Consider the following 13,754-nt stretch of genomic DNA (forward strand, 5'->3'; position numbering starts at 1 on the left):
TGTTTCCTGGGTTTTGTAATTGGAATGAGTTGCAATTTGGAAATTTAACACGAGATGTTGCTATTTCATATAGGGAAATTTGATGTGCTCGGCGAATTGGCATGCGCTTGCCTGACTGATATCGACGGTCTGCGGCAGGCTCGCCGAACTCCCGGGCATCGCGCCGGATTATGGCTATGTGCGCTGGCAGACAGTCTGCCTGCAGAGCTTCATGCACACTGACAGTGTTACCCGACATTGCATTCGCCAATAACGCAATTTCTATCTGCCGTCTTGTTTCAGATAGAGCAGCTATATACCGGAGAACTATTTTGGGCGCCGTCGAGAACCATCTTGTCGAGCTGCTTCCGCGCAGGGAGCGCTCGCGTTTGCTTGCGGTCTGCGAGACCATCCGGCTGGAGCCCGGCGAAGTGCTGTGCGAACCCGGCAAGGCAATCACCCATGCCTATTTTCCGCTGGAGGCTTCGATCTCATTGCTGGCCCTGATCGACGGCAGCCAAGGGGTGGAAATCGCCATGGTGGGGCGCGAAGGGATGCTGGGCGTGCAATTGGTCCTCGGAGTGACGGCCGCGTCGGTGCATGCACTGGTTCAAAGCCCCGGCGCTGCGCTGCGCGTCACCGCCGCCGCATTGCGCAACGAACTGGCGCACAGCCCGGCCTTACTGCGCGGCATGAATCACTATCTTTATGTTCGCATGGCGCAGATGGGAACGTCGGCCGCCTGCCTGCGTTTTCATTTGATCGGACCGCGGCTGGCGCGCTGGCTGCTGATGAGCCAGGACCGGATTCACGCCGACAGTTTCCATGTCACGCACGAGTTCCTGGCCGCCATGCTCGGCGTGCGGCGCGAAGGCATCACGACTGCGGCGAGCGCCTTGCAACGGAGCGGGCTGATCGCCTACCGGCGCGGAAATCTGACTGTGCTTGACCGGCAGGGGCTGGAAGCGGCGGCCTGCGGCTGTTACGCGGCGGAACGCGAGGCCTATGCCGCCTTATTGTGCTGATGGCCGAGGGGCGAAGGGCCGGCCGTTCGCAGATGCGTCAAACGCGCTGACGCGCCCGCCTGCTGCTGGCGGGAGCGTCGAATTCCTTCTATTTCCAGGCTGTGCCGGAAGCGGCTTAGCGCTTGCCAGCCTGGTTGCCGATCACGCCGCCAACCGCCGCGCCGCCCACCGTGCCCAAGGCGCTGCCGTTGGTTAACACGGCGCCGCCGACCGCGCCTATGCCGGCGCCGATGGCTGTGTCCGTGCCGCGCCGGGACATGCCGTCGCAAGCGCTCAAGCCAAGCGCCATCATCAAGGTAATCGCACTGACTGCCAGTTTTTGAGTCGTTTTCATTGGAACACCTCTTTATGAAAAATTCCTGTTACAGGGGGAATGCCTGCACCCTGGCTTCCAAAGTAGTCTCAATAGCCGGCCGCGTCAGTGCGGTAGCGCACCTAAGACTGCTTTGCGTCGATTGCCTTGTCTCCCCGATAACGCCGCTTTCTGCGCGGTAAATTTCCGGGCGGTTGCCACCGCCTTTCATTCGTGGCAGCATAAACAGCGTAACTTCACGCCGTTCGCAGTCATCACCGGGAGTATCAGGCTATGAATATCGACGAACTGAAATCGGTTGCACGCGCCATCGTGGCGGATCAAAAGGGCATTCTTGCGGCGGACGAAAGCGGACCGACGATCAAGAAACGCTTCGATGCGATCAAGCTGGAATGCAGCGAAGAAAATCGCCGCCGCTATCGCGAAATCCTGTTCACTACCGTCGGAGCAGAGCGCTATCTGGGTGGCGTCATCCTCTACGATGAAACCTTGCGCCAGAGTAGTAGGGAAGGAATTCCCTTCGCCGAGCTGCTGAGCGGCCGCGGCATTATCCCCGGCATCAAGGTCGACGGCGGCGCCAAGCCGCTGGCGCTGCACGCCGGAGAAAAAATCACCGAAGGGCTGGACGGCTTGCGTGAACGCCTGCAGGAATACGGGCAGCTGGGCGCGAAGTTTGCCAAATGGCGCGGGGTGATAGAGATCGACGCCGCCGCGCTGCCGAGCAGCTATGCGATCCGCGCCAATGCGCACGCCCTGGCGCGTTATGCCGCCCTGTGCCAGGAAGCCGGCATCGTCCCCATCGTCGAACCCGAAGTACTGATGGATGGCGCGCACAGCCTGGAACGCTGCGAAGCGGTCAGCGCGCAAGTGCTGGAAGCGGTGTTCGAAGAGCTGGCGGCACATGGCGTCGCGCTGGAAGGCATGCTGCTCAAGCCGAACATGATCATCGCCGGCATGAAATCGCCACAGCAGGCCGATATCGGGCAGGTGGCCGCGGCCACCATGCGGTGCCTGGCGCGTCATGTGCCGCCGGCCGTGCCGGGCATCGTCTTCCTGTCAGGCGGCCAGGGCGCGGAGGATGCCACCGTGCATCTGAGCGCCATGAACCAGCTCGGTCCGTTTCCCTGGCGGGTGAGTTTTTCCTATGGGCGGGCGCTGCAGGCGCCGGTGCTGGACAGCTGGAAAGGAGTAGAGCAGAACGTGGCGGAAGCGCAAAAGATTTTCTTGCGGCGCTGCCAGCTGAACAGCCTGGCGTGCGCAGGCAATTACGACAGCAGCATGGAGAGCGGCGCTTAGCGGCTGTCGTCCGCTGTCATGAAAATGCCGGGCAAATTGGCTTGCCCGGCAGGGCTTCCTGCGGCAGCGGATTCAGCCTGCTTTATTGCGTATCTTGGCGACGGCTTCTGCGCGCAGGCGGAAGCCATCCGGCATGCCGGATCCCAGCAAGGGTCGCAGATACTGGTGGAAGGCGTCGCTGACGTCGGTGCCGCTGGCGGCGATCAGCTCATCTTCCATGACGCGGGTTTTGCCTGCGACCACATCCAGCGCCAGCAATTCGTAATCGACCGAATAGGCGCCGCTGCGCTTGATGGCGACCGTGCCGTTGCTTGCCTTTTGCACGGCAAACTGCAGCGCCTTCTCGCCCACCTCGCGCGCTTCGCGCTGGTCGACATCCGAGACGCAGCCGGCAAATGAACGCTGCAGATAGCCGAAGGTATCGCCGCGCACGCGCTTGATGTTCAGCTTAGCCTTGATCTCTTCGCACAGCAGATCCGCCAGCGCGCCGTTGCCGGACAGCTGCACATTGCCGTGCGCATCGCGCTCGACGGTCTCGGTCAGCAGGCTGGCGATCGGCGTGCCGGATTCATCGTGTATGCCTTCCGAAACCGCGATCACGCAGCGGCCCAGGCGTTGATATACCTCCTTCACATCGGCCAGGAATTTTTCCAGCACGAAGCTGCGCTCCGGCAGATAGATCAAATGGGGGCCGTCGTCGGAAAATTTCCGGGCCAGCGCCGAAGCCGCCGTCAGGAAGCCGGCATGGCGCCCCATCACCACGCCGACATAGACGCCGGGCAGGGCGGCATTGTCCAGGTTGGCGCCGGCAAACGCCTGCGCGACGAAGCGCGCGGCTGACGGAAATCCCGGCGTGTGATCATTGCCCACCAGGTCGTTGTCGATGGTCTTGGGGATGTGGATGCAGCGCAGCGGAAAGGCCAGCTTTTCTGCTTCCAGGCTGAGGATGCGCAGCGTATCGGAAGAGTCGTTGCCGCCGATATAAAAGAAGTGGTTGATCTGGTGCGCCTGCAATACCTGGATGATTTCCTGGCAATACTTGAGGTCGGGCTTGTCGCGTGTCGATCCCAGCGCGGAGGAGGGGGTGCGCGCCACCAGTTCCAGGTTGTGGCTGGTTTCCTGCGCCAGGTCGAGGAAGTCTTCATTGACGATGCCGCGCACGCCGTTGCGGGCGCCGTAGACCAGCTCGACATCGCGCATGCTGCGTGCCGCCAGCACCACGCCCACCAGCGACTGGTTGATTACCGCGGTGGGGCCGCCGCCTTGTGCAATAAGGATTCGTCTCGCTTGCATTTGCCTGCTCCTTGATCCATCGTTGTAAGGGCTGTCACCTGATTCTACCCCGATAGCCTGGCGGCGCCAGTCCGATGCGCATTCCAGCCGCGGCGCGCGGACTTATCTTCCCCAGATTTTTTTATACTCGGTGCGGTAGCCGTTGTTCGGCTCAAAAGTATTCTTGTCGCCGCCGTGAAAAGCGATGTTCTGCTCCGTCACCAGGTAGGCCGGCGTGGTGTAGGCGCTGGCCTTTTCACCTGAAAACGCGCGATTCAGTTCGTCGATGATCTGCCATCCCTGCTGGCCGAAGGGCTCCGGCACGGTGGCGATCTGCAGGCTCTTGCTGCGGATCCGCTGGTAGGCCGATTCAGAACCTTCGCCGGCCGACAGCGTCTGGATCTTGCTGTTGGCGAGCAGGCTCATCGAGGCCGGCGTCGTCAGCAGATCGAGGTAGCTGTCGTTGACGCCGATGATGTGCGTCCATCTCTTGCCGAAGCGCTGCTGCAATGCCGCCAGCAAGGCCGGCATCTTGTCGGGCGAGGTGGCGATAGGCAAGGCTTCGACGCTGAGCAGGCTGCAGGTGCGGCATTGCTTGATCACCGCCACCACTTCATTCGATTTGGCCTGCGAATACAGGCTGGCCGGATCGGTGAACACCACCACGCCGGCCTTGCCGTTGGAATCGACCACGCCCAGCAGGCTGGCGATCAGCGCTTCTTCCTTCGGATCGGCGGTGACGTTGGAAAACAGACCGTCGCTAGGGCCGACCCGGGTCGAGGCATGCCAGCCGACCACCGGGACATTCTGTGCATTGGCGGCGTTCATCTCCTTCGGCTGTTCGTTGGCGTCGATGCCGGCCAGCACGATGCCGTTGGGCTTGAGCGCCAGCGCGCGGCTGAAGGCTTCAGCGTGCTTGCTGTCGACGCCCCAGCAATCGATCACGAAGACTTCCCAGCCGGCTACCGCGGCGGCTTCCTGCACTCCCTTGGAAACGCGCAGGACGCTATTGTTCTTGAGATTGGAAGCGATGACGACGATGAGTTTTTTTTGCGCTGCGATCTTGGGGCCGCTGGTGGGGCCGTCCCAGTTGTTCTTGAAAGCCATCGCCTTGGCGATTTTGGCGTTGGCCCGATTCAAGAACAAAGTCGGATCTTCCTGTGCAAATGCTGAACTGATAAGGCCGAAGACAAGTGCCACCGTTACAAAATTTAAATTTGTAAATTTCATTATTTTTTTATCCGGATTTTGACTGCGTATGGTCGGAGCGGATTTCCCGCTTATCTTTTATTGCAAACGAATGCAAATTATTATTTGACAACTACTCCCTGCACTGCAACTTCCACCATCTCCCTTAGCCAGTACCGGCGCGCTTTCCTTTCATTCTGTCTCCTGCTGAAAGGGCCCCGGACTTGGCTCGCCTTAGCTTACGCAAAGGTTAAATAATTGTCTATTGGAAATCAAGCCCAGGCCTGATGTAAAGCACTTTTTGCGCCAGGCCGAGAAAGCTTTTTCTCCATCGCACTGCACCATGCGAGGGCTTTTCTCGTGCAAAAGTGCAGGCGAACAAAAGGGCTACCGGCCGTGGCGGCGGGTAGCCCTTTTTAGGGTCGCTGCGAATTGCTGCTGCAATGCGCGGAAAGCCGTCGCTTCAGGTCAGCGCGGAAGTGACTTTCAAGACTTCTTCGACGGTGGTGACGCCTTCCAGGACTTTCAGTGCACCAGCAAGTCGCAAAGGTTTCATGCCGTCGGCGATGCTTTGCTTTTTCAGTGCGTGGATGTCGGTTTCGGCCTGGATCATTTTTGAGAAAGGCTGGGTGATGGTCAGCAGTTCGTACAGGCCGGTGCGTCCGCGGTAGCCGGTCTGGCGGCATTCGGGGCAGCCGACCGGATGATAGACGGCTGCCGGCTTGGGCAGGTTCCAGTTCTCCACCAGCGTCGCCCAGACTTCGTCGGCGATCTGGCCGTCGGCGCTCTTGCAATGCGTGCAAAGCGTGCGCACCAGGCGCTGCGCCATGATGCCGATCAGCGTGGTTTCCAGCAGATAGTAAGGCACGCCCAGTTCGAGCAGGCGCATGACGGCGGACGGCGCATCGTTGGTGTGCAGGGTGGAGAGCACCAGATGGCCGGTGAGGGCAGCCTGGATCGCCATTTCGGCGGTTTCCAGGTCGCGGATTTCACCCACCATGATGATGTCCGGGTCCTGCCGCATCAAGGCCCGCACGCCGTCGGCAAAGGTCAGGTCGATGCCATGGTTCACTTGCATCTGGTTGAACGATGCTTCCACCATTTCGATCGGATCTTCGACCGAGCAGACATTCACTTCGGAAGTGGCGAGCGCTTTCAGCGTGGTGTACAGCGTGGTGGTCTTGCCGGAGCCGGTCGGGCCGGTCACCAGGATGATGCCGTGCGGGCGCTTGGTCAGCGCATCCCAGCGCAGCGCGTCGTCGGTGGGAAAGCCGAGTTCGGGCAAGGTCTTGACCACCACGTCAGGATCGAAAATCCGCATCACCAGTTTCTCGCCGAAGGCGGTCGGCAAGGTCGACAGGCGCAGCTCGATTTCCTGGCCGCCGGCGGTGCGGGTCTTGATGCGGCCATCCTGCGGCCGGCGTTTTTCGATCACGTCCATCCGTCCCAGCAGCTTGATGCGCGCGGTCATGGCGATCATGACCACCGCCGGCACCTGGTACACCTGGTGCAGCACGCCATCGATGCGGAAGCGGATCGCGCTGAAATCGCGCTTCGGTTCCATATGGATATCCGAGGCGCGCTGTTCAAACGCGTATTGCCACAGCCAGTCGACGATGTTGACGATGTGCTGGTCGTTGGCGTCGACCTGCTTGTTGATCTTGCCGAGCTCGACCAGCTGCTCGAAATTATTCCTCAGGGCCAGGTCCTGGCCGCCCGATTTATGCGCGCTCTTGATCGATTTCGCCAGCGTGAAGAACTGTGTGATGTATTGCGTGATGTCGAGCGGATTGGCAATCACCAGGCGGATGTTGCGGCGCGTGATCTTGGAGATTTCCGCCTGCCATTCGGTGCGGAACGGCTCGGCGGTGGCGATCACCAGGTCGGTCGCGCTCAGCTCGACCGGCAAGATGTTGAAGCGGGTGGCGTAGCTGGCCGACATGACGTCGGCGACCTTGGCGAAGTCGATCTTGAGCGGGTCGATCCGATAGAACGGCATGTGGACCTGGCGCGCCAGCCATTCGGTCAGCCATTCCAGCGTCAGGACCCGGTGCGGCGGCAAGGCCGACTGCCGCTTGCATTGGGCCACGGCGCTCAGCGGATGGATTGCGATCGCGGCGTTGCGGAATATCCCCTGGGCCTGGGTATAAAAGGCCTTTACCTCGGTTTTATCGACCGTGCCGTCATTCAGCAGCCAGGTAAAGATCTGTTGCAGGTCGAGTGTTTTGGGCGCTGCACTGTTCATTGCATTGTTCATCGCGATGGGCGGTTGGATTGGTAAGGCCGGCGCTGGCCGGCACGGTGTTCAGCGTAGCGGGTCATTGCGGCGAATGCCAGGCCTTGAGACCGTTGACCCAGGATTTGGCGGGCAGCTTGGTCGCTGCGGTAATTTCCGCCGCGCGTTCGTACCAGGCGCTGAAATCGGCTGGCGGGGCCTGTTTGAATGCAATGGCAATGACGTTGCCCTCGTGGACTTCCGGCAGGCACCAGACGTCGTCGAAGGCAAACATCATGGCTTTCAGGTTCTTGGCATAGCTCGGATGGTCGCCGAACAGGTTGACGGTCATGATGCCGTCGTCTTTCAGGCAAGCAGCGCAGGCGCTGTAGAACTCGGGCGTGTCCAGCACCGGCCCGCGTGCGGTGGCGTCGTACAGATCGACCTGCAGGGCATCGATGCTGTCGTGGTTCAAGGGATCGAGGACGAAATCCATGGCGTCCATTTCGACCACCGACAGCCGTTCATCGTCGGGCGGCAGCTTGAACATGGAGGAGCAGATTGCCAGCACTGAAGGGTTCAGCTCGATGGCTGTAACGCGGGCTTGCGGAAACTGGCGATAGCTGAACTTGGTCAGCGCCGCGGTGCCCAGGCCCAGCTGGACGATATGCTGCGGCTGCGGATTGAACAGCATCCACGCCATCATTTGCTGGGCGTACTCGAGCTCCGGCCAGTCCGGCTTGCGCAGCCGCATGGCGCCTTGCACCCATTCGGTGCCGAAGTGCAGATAGCGGACCCCGTCCTGTTCCGACAGGGTGACGGGGGCGAATTTCGGTTTGCGGGCAGGTTTGGGAGTGTCTTTTTTTGCAACGGCGGCGCGCTTGCGCGGGCCTGCCATGCGGTTGGCGTCGGCTTCTATGGATTTGCGTTTGATCAGCATCAGGTGGATTTATCAGGCAGAAAACAGGTAAACAAGGATATCCAGCAATGATACCGCGCCACAGCCGTAAATTTGGCCTAAATATAGCTTCACAGCGATTGCCGCAATGCGGCTACCGGACGAAGTGCGGGTATTTGCAATCGGCGATCAGCGCTCTTGCAGCACGATCCAGGCTGCCAGTTTTTCCGCGTAGGGCCGGGTGTAGGCCGGGCTGCTGGAAGGCAGCAGGAGGATGCGATAACGGCCGGCCTGTTCTCCCAATGCTTTCAGTCCCAGTTTGGCGGCAGTGCCGCCGTTGAAAGCGATGGTGTGCAAATGCGGCAGCCTGGCGATCAGGCCGGTCAGGTCGTTATGCGCGTGGTCGCGGATATTGCTGTCCAGGCTGCCGTCGCGGCGCGCTTCGGCGACCACGTCCCACAAGCCGATGCCGTGCGCCAGCAGCACCGGCAGCCGTTCGGCATAGGGCAGCGCCGGCAAATCGATGCCGACGACTTCCGCCAGCAGTTTCCAGAAACGGTTTTGCGGATGGGCGTAATACTGGCTGTGCGCCAGCGACTGGACGCCGGGAAGGCTGCCGAGGATCAGCGTGCGGACTTGCTGATCGACGACCGGTGGGAAGCTGCGCTTGCGGTTCATTTTTTCTTGCAAAATGCGCTCTGATATTTTCGTGATATTGATCTGGAATGTGCAACTCTGGCATGACTCGCTGGTCAAATGCCGTTAATCACAGCCTGATTATAATGTGCCGGGATCGGCGGCAATTGGCGGCAATCGGCGAGACCGGGAGGGCGAGTGCGCTGCCCTTGCCTTGAAGCGTAAAAAATGAGGAAGCAAGCATGTCGAAACCAGTCATGATCGTTACCGGCGGCGGCCGCGGCATCGGCGCCGCCACCGCCTTATTGGCCGCTGCGCGCGGCTATGCTGTTTGCGTCAACTATGTCCACAGCCGCAGCGCTGCCGAGTCGGTGGCGGCGGCTATCCGCAGCAGCGGCGGCGAAGCGCTGGCGGTGGCCGGCGATGTCGCCGTCGAAGCCGATGTCATGGCCCTGTTCCAGACCGTCGACGGTCAGCTGGGCAAAGTGACGGCGCTGGTCAACAACGCCGGCATCCTGGAGCGCCAGATGCGCGTGGAAGAAATGGACGTGGCGCGTTTGCAGCGGGTGCTGAGCACCAATGTCATCGGCAGTTTCCTGTGCGCGCGCGAAGCGGTGCGGCGCATGTCGACCCGCTTCGGCGGACAGGGCGGCGCCATCGTCAATCTGTCGTCGATGGCGGCCAAGCTGGGCGGTCCGGGCGAATATGTCGATTACGCCGCCTCCAAGGGAGCGATCGACGCCATGACCATTGGCCTGGCGAAGGAAGTGGCCGACCAGGGCATCCGCGTCAACGCCGTCCGTCCGGGCGTCATTTACACTGAGATACATGCCAGCGGCGGCGAGCCGGGCCGGGTCGAGCGGGTCAAAGACAGCGTGCCGATGCGGCGCGGCGGCAGCGCGGAGGAGGTGGCGCGCGCAGTGCTGTGGCTGCTGTCGGAGGAAGCGTCGTATTGCACCGGGACTTTTATCGACGTCTCCGGCGGACGCTGAGACCTGATCAATGGTCAAACAGGCAAGCAAGCTGGTCTTTTTGGCAAAAAAACGGCGGTGTTGAAAACATTGCTAGAATGCGCGTTACTGGCGAATAAGTTTGACAAGTATCGCGCATGTAAAAAATTTCCGTGTTGCACTATAATTGATTTGGCAACCCCTCTGCTGGTGCGCTGACCGAGTTATCCGGGTGCGGCAATTTTAATGTATGAGCAATTTACGATGGAGTTATCAAGAATGAAGAATCTGATTATTGTCGCCGCCTTGGTGGCATTGGGCGGTTGCGCCGTGACCCCGAACTCTGCCAGCGTGTATAGCAGCGGCCAGGCGCAGGGCGAACAATCGGTGCGCATGGCGGTAGTGGATTCGGTGCGTCCGGTGACCATCGACAAAAGTCGCGGCGGCAACGGCGCCGGCACCCTGGCTGGCGGCGCGCTCGGCGCGGTTGCGGCCGGCTCGACCATCGGCAAGGGCAATGGCTCGCTGGCGGCCGGCGTTGTCGGCGCCGTGCTGGGCGGCATCGTCGGCAACCAGGTGGAAAACAATCTGAACCAGCGTCCAGGCCTGGAAATTACCGTACGCCTGAGCAACGGCGAATTGCGCGCGATTACCCAGGATGCGGACGAGCGCTTCAACGTCGGCGACCGGGTTCGCCTGCTGTCTTCCGGCGGCGTCACCCGCGTCACGCATTAATTGCCGAAGCGGCCGGCAGCCTGGCTGCCGGCTGCAAAAGCCAAGGGGTGGAACAGCGATCGCTGTTCCACCCCTTTTTTATGGAACTGACGCGCAGTTATGGTCCGTTGTGGATCACTACCAGCAAGGCGGTGGCGGTGCTTTTGCCGACATTCTTGATGTAATGAGGGCGGTCGGCGGCATATCTTGCGGTTTCGCCAACCTTGATTTTGCTCAGGTTGCTGCCGCTCTGGACTTCCAATGTGCCGGACAGGACTGTCAGGTGTTCGCGCGAAGCCGGCTCATGCGCTTCCGAATCGAGGCAGCCGCCCGGCTGCAGCGACAGTTCATACCATTCGAACTGGCCGGCCAGCTCGATCGGGCCGAGGATGCGCAACTCGCAATGACCGTCCCGTGAACGTAGCGAAGGCGTGGCGTGGCTGGCCACGGTTTCAATCGAGGCCGGGACTGCCTGATTGCCATCCACCAGCAAAGAGATAGGCACGCCCAGCGCATTGGCCAGCCGCCACACCACGGCTACCGTCGGATTGGCCTGGTTGCGCTCGATTTGCGACAGCATCGACTTCGATACGCCGGCGCGCTTGGACAGGGCCTCCAGCGACAGGCCGTCGGCCTGGCGCAGCCTGACCAGTGTGTCGCCGACTTTTGGCGGCGCGTCTTCCAGCATCTTATCTGCCATGCTTATTTACCATGTTATTCCCGCTTTTTTTTTTCGCTGAATTGCTGTGCATCCGGTTGACAGTCTGGTTATTGTGCATTATCGTGGAATTTGTGTTCGATATATCGAATTAAAACAATATATTATATAAGATCGAGGCTCGCAATGACCGTGACGCAAGAGAATACCCAACACCATGGCGCTCCGCAGTTCTATAGCCACCTGCGCGACGAACTGAGCGCAATCGAAGCTGCCGGCCTGCTGAAGTCGGAGCGCCTGATCCTTGGCCCGCAGGGCGGCAGGATCAGCACCGAAAGCGGCGAACTGATCAATTTGTGCGCCAACAACTACCTGGGATTGTCTTCCCATCCGGCCTTGATCAAGGCCGCGCATGATGCCCTCGATTCGCACGGTTTCGGCCTGAGCTCGGTGCGCTTCATCTGCGGCACGCAGGATATCCACCGCCAGCTGGAGCAGCGCCTGTCAGCCTTCCTCGGCACCGAGGACTGCATCCTGTATGCGGCTGCCTTCGATGCCAACGGCGGTTTGTTCGAACCTTTGCTGGGCGAGCAGGACGCGATCATCAGCGACGCCCTCAACCATGCCTCGATCATCGACGGCGTGCGCTTGTGCAAGGCGAAACGCTATCGCTATGCGCATAACGACATGGAAGACCTGGAGCGCTGCCTGAAGCAGGCCAAGGCCGACAACGCCCGTTTTTCCATGGTGTTTACCGATGGCGTGTTTTCGATGGACGGCACGGTGGCGCAGCTGGATGTCATCCGTCAGTTGTGCGACAAGTACGGCGCGCTGCTGGGCGTCGACGATTGCCACGCTACCGGCTTCATGGGCGCAAAAGGACGCGGCACGCATGAAGCGCGCGGCATCTTCGGCAAGGTCGACGTCATCACCGGCACGCTGGGCAAAGCCCTGGGCGGCGCCAGCGGCGGCTTTACGGCTGGGCGGCGCGAGGTGATCGACCTGTTGCGGCAACGCTCGCGGCCTTACCTGTTCTCCAATACCTTGATGCCGGCGATTGTCGGCGCCTCGATCGCCGCGCTCGATCTGCTGGAAGCATCGACCGAACTGCGCGACCGCCTGGAGCGCAACACTGTCTACTTCCGCAAGGCGATCACTGACGCCGGCTTTGAAATCAAGCCGGGCACCCATCCGATCGTGCCGCTGATGGTGTACGACGCCGTGGTCGCGCAAAAATTGTCGCGCCGCCTGTATGAGCTGGGCGTATATGCGGTCGGCTTCTTCTATCCCGTGGTGCCGCAAGGCCAGGCGCGGATCCGGGTACAGATGTCCGCCGTCCATGATGAAGCAACCTTGCAGCGCGCAGTGGTCATTTTCCGGCAAGCCGGCGAAGAGCTCGGCCTGGTGAAGAACTAAAGAAGAACGGTAAAGAGACTAAGATGAAAAAAATATTGGTAATCGGCGCAAACGGACAGATCGGCACCGAACTGGCGACGGCGCTCGTCAAACTGCACGGTGCCAGGCAGGTGGTCACAAGCGATATCCAGCCAGCCGGCAAGCATCCGGAGCTGGCGTATGAAACACTGGACGTCACCGATGCAAAGCGCCTGGCCGAGGTGGTCAACCGGCACGACATCGGTGAAATCTACCACCTGGCGGCAGCGCTCTCGGCAAAAGGCGAAGAGCACCCCGAGTGGGCCTGGAACCTCAACATGACGGGCTTGCTGAACGTGCTGGAAGTGGCGCGCCAGGCCAAGCTGTCCAAGGTGTTCTGGCCTAGCTCGATTGCCGCATTCGGCCCTTCGACCCCGCGCGACAATGCGCCGCAAATCGGTCCTATGGATCCGAAGACTGTCTACGGCATCTCGAAGCTGGCAGGCGAACACTGGTGCACCTGGTACGCGGAGAAATACGGCATGGATATCCGCAGCCTGCGTTACCCGGGTTTGATCAGCTACTCGGCGGAACCCGGCGGCGGCACGACCGATTACGCCATCCAGGCATTGTTCGCGGCAGCTGACGGCTGCGCTTTCACCAGTTTCCTGGGTGAAGAAAGCACATTGCCGATGATGTACATGCCTGACGCCGTGCGCGCCACCATCGAGTTGATGAGTGCGCCGAAAGAAAATCTCAAGACAGCCGGTTCATACAACCTGGCCGCATGGAGTTTTTCTCCGCGCGAGCTGGTGGCCATCATCCAGCAGCGCTGCCCATCTTTCCAGGCAGCTTACAAGCCGGATTTCCGCCAGGCGATCGCCGATGCCTGGCCGCGCTCGATCGACGATTCCAGTGCGCGTCAAGACTGGGCGTGGCGTCCTGCGTATAGCCTGAGCGAGATGGTTGACGACATGTTGAAGCATCTCGTCGGGCGCAAATCGGTGAGCCAGGAAAAGCAGGTTGCCTGAGTTTGCGGCCGCTTTCGTTTCCATTGTGTAGATAAGCATTTTCAGGAGGCGCTGGAGTACAGCTGCTTCCGCCGGACATGGGCGACAAGTAAAACGGCGCAAGTCAGCGAAAAGGCTGGAGACAAATTGTCTTCCAGCCTTTTTTATCAGAACCCAATTAATTTTCCCGCAAACTCGGCGGACGGGATCGGTATAGCCTGCCCCT

13 protein-coding genes are annotated in these 13,754 nt (G+C 60.5%); 6 read left to right on the top strand and 7 right to left on the bottom strand.

Features of this window, described 5'->3' with window-relative positions; all coding sequences use genetic code 11:
• Positions 1–311: 311 nt before the first annotated feature.
• A complete protein-coding gene (locus AC07V8_RS22725; RefSeq protein ID WP_494680325.1) occupies positions 312–1,004 on the top strand; it encodes a Crp/Fnr family transcriptional regulator in 693 nt (230 codons plus the stop codon).
• A 115-nt stretch (positions 1,005–1,119) separates the two neighbouring features.
• On the opposite strand, the gene AC07V8_RS22730 is transcribed toward AC07V8_RS22725, so the two are convergent.
• Entirely contained in the window at positions 1,120–1,338 is a 219-nt protein-coding gene (locus AC07V8_RS22730) for a YMGG-like glycine zipper-containing protein (protein ID WP_494680326.1), read from the bottom strand.
• A gap of 252 nt (positions 1,339–1,590) precedes the next feature.
• Here AC07V8_RS22730 and AC07V8_RS22735 point away from each other — a divergent pair, with 252 nt between their 5' ends.
• Positions 1,591–2,613, top strand: coding sequence for a class I fructose-bisphosphate aldolase (locus AC07V8_RS22735; RefSeq protein ID WP_494680327.1), 1,023 nt, complete (start codon positions 1,591–1,593; stop codon positions 2,611–2,613).
• Positions 2,614–2,685: 72 nt separating this feature from the next.
• On the opposite strand, the gene AC07V8_RS22740 is transcribed toward AC07V8_RS22735, so the two are convergent.
• The 5 genes from AC07V8_RS22740 to AC07V8_RS22760 all read right to left on the bottom strand — a co-directional run bounded on the left by AC07V8_RS22740 (position 2,686) and on the right by AC07V8_RS22760 (position 8,864).
• Positions 2,686–3,906, bottom strand: coding sequence for a 6-phosphofructokinase (locus AC07V8_RS22740; protein WP_494680328.1), 1,221 nt, complete (start codon positions 3,904–3,906; stop codon positions 2,686–2,688).
• A 102-nt stretch (positions 3,907–4,008) separates the two neighbouring features.
• On the bottom strand, positions 4,009–5,031 hold the full coding sequence (locus tag AC07V8_RS22745; protein ID WP_494680329.1) for a substrate-binding domain-containing protein: 1,023 nt from the start codon (positions 5,029–5,031) through the stop codon (positions 4,009–4,011).
• Positions 5,032–5,536: 505 nt separating this feature from the next.
• Complete coding sequence (gene tfpB, locus AC07V8_RS22750) at positions 5,537–7,318, bottom strand: type IV pilus assembly ATPase TfpB (protein WP_494680330.1); 1,782 nt, start codon at positions 7,316–7,318, stop codon at positions 5,537–5,539.
• Between the two features lie 73 nt (positions 7,319–7,391).
• On the bottom strand, positions 7,392–8,228 hold the full coding sequence (locus AC07V8_RS22755; protein ID WP_494680331.1) for a spermine/spermidine synthase domain-containing protein: 837 nt from the start codon (positions 8,226–8,228) through the stop codon (positions 7,392–7,394).
• Positions 8,229–8,375: 147 nt separating this feature from the next.
• Positions 8,376–8,864, bottom strand: a complete 489-nt coding sequence (locus tag AC07V8_RS22760; RefSeq protein ID WP_494680332.1) for a DNA-deoxyinosine glycosylase — start codon at positions 8,862–8,864, stop codon at positions 8,376–8,378.
• A 200-nt stretch (positions 8,865–9,064) separates the two neighbouring features.
• Here AC07V8_RS22760 and AC07V8_RS22765 point away from each other — a divergent pair, with 200 nt between their 5' ends.
• A complete protein-coding gene (locus tag AC07V8_RS22765; RefSeq protein WP_494680333.1) occupies positions 9,065–9,814 on the top strand; it encodes an SDR family oxidoreductase in 750 nt (249 codons plus the stop codon).
• A gap of 237 nt (positions 9,815–10,051) precedes the next feature.
• Positions 10,052–10,507 (top strand): outer membrane lipoprotein, encoded by a 456-nt coding sequence (locus tag AC07V8_RS22770; protein ID WP_494680334.1) that lies wholly within the window; start codon positions 10,052–10,054, stop codon positions 10,505–10,507.
• A gap of 97 nt (positions 10,508–10,604) precedes the next feature.
• Here the strand turns inward: AC07V8_RS22770 and AC07V8_RS22775 are convergent, their stop codons facing one another.
• A complete protein-coding gene (locus tag AC07V8_RS22775) occupies positions 10,605–11,186 on the bottom strand; it encodes a helix-turn-helix domain-containing protein (RefSeq protein WP_494680335.1) in 582 nt (193 codons plus the stop codon).
• Positions 11,187–11,330: 144 nt separating this feature from the next.
• Here AC07V8_RS22775 and kbl point away from each other — a divergent pair, with 144 nt between their 5' ends.
• Both kbl and AC07V8_RS22785 read left to right on the top strand, forming a co-directional pair.
• Positions 11,331–12,560, top strand: coding sequence for a glycine C-acetyltransferase (kbl, locus tag AC07V8_RS22780; protein ID WP_494680336.1), 1,230 nt, complete (start codon positions 11,331–11,333; stop codon positions 12,558–12,560).
• A 23-nt stretch (positions 12,561–12,583) separates the two neighbouring features.
• On the top strand, positions 12,584–13,549 hold the full coding sequence (locus AC07V8_RS22785) for an NAD-dependent epimerase/dehydratase family protein (protein ID WP_494680337.1): 966 nt from the start codon (positions 12,584–12,586) through the stop codon (positions 13,547–13,549).
• The last annotated feature ends 205 nt before the right edge of the window (positions 13,550–13,754 follow it).

The sequence above is a fragment of the Collimonas sp. GW821-FHT02H07 genome, from assembly GCF_059421505.1.

Coding starts and splice junctions, on each gene's coding strand:
- AC07V8_RS22730 (WP_494680326.1), bottom strand. CDS start 1,338: ATGAAAACGACTCAAAAACTGGCAGTCAGTGCGATTACCTTGATGATG.
- AC07V8_RS22735 (WP_494680327.1), top strand. CDS start 1,591: ATGAATATCGACGAACTGAAATCGGTTGCACGCGCCATCGTGGCGGAT.
- AC07V8_RS22740 (WP_494680328.1), bottom strand. CDS start 3,906: ATGCAAGCGAGACGAATCCTTATTGCACAAGGCGGCGGCCCCACCGCG.
- tfpB (WP_494680330.1), bottom strand. CDS start 7,318: ATGAACAGTGCAGCGCCCAAAACACTCGACCTGCAACAGATCTTTACC.
- AC07V8_RS22755 (WP_494680331.1), bottom strand. CDS start 8,228: ATGCTGATCAAACGCAAATCCATAGAAGCCGACGCCAACCGCATGGCA.
- AC07V8_RS22760 (WP_494680332.1), bottom strand. CDS start 8,864: ATGAACCGCAAGCGCAGCTTCCCACCGGTCGTCGATCAGCAAGTCCGC.
- AC07V8_RS22765 (WP_494680333.1), top strand. CDS start 9,065: ATGTCGAAACCAGTCATGATCGTTACCGGCGGCGGCCGCGGCATCGGC.
- AC07V8_RS22770 (WP_494680334.1), top strand. CDS start 10,052: ATGAAGAATCTGATTATTGTCGCCGCCTTGGTGGCATTGGGCGGTTGC.
- AC07V8_RS22775 (WP_494680335.1), bottom strand. CDS start 11,186: ATGGCAGATAAGATGCTGGAAGACGCGCCGCCAAAAGTCGGCGACACA.
- kbl (WP_494680336.1), top strand. CDS start 11,331: ATGACCGTGACGCAAGAGAATACCCAACACCATGGCGCTCCGCAGTTC.
- AC07V8_RS22785 (WP_494680337.1), top strand. CDS start 12,584: ATGAAAAAAATATTGGTAATCGGCGCAAACGGACAGATCGGCACCGAA.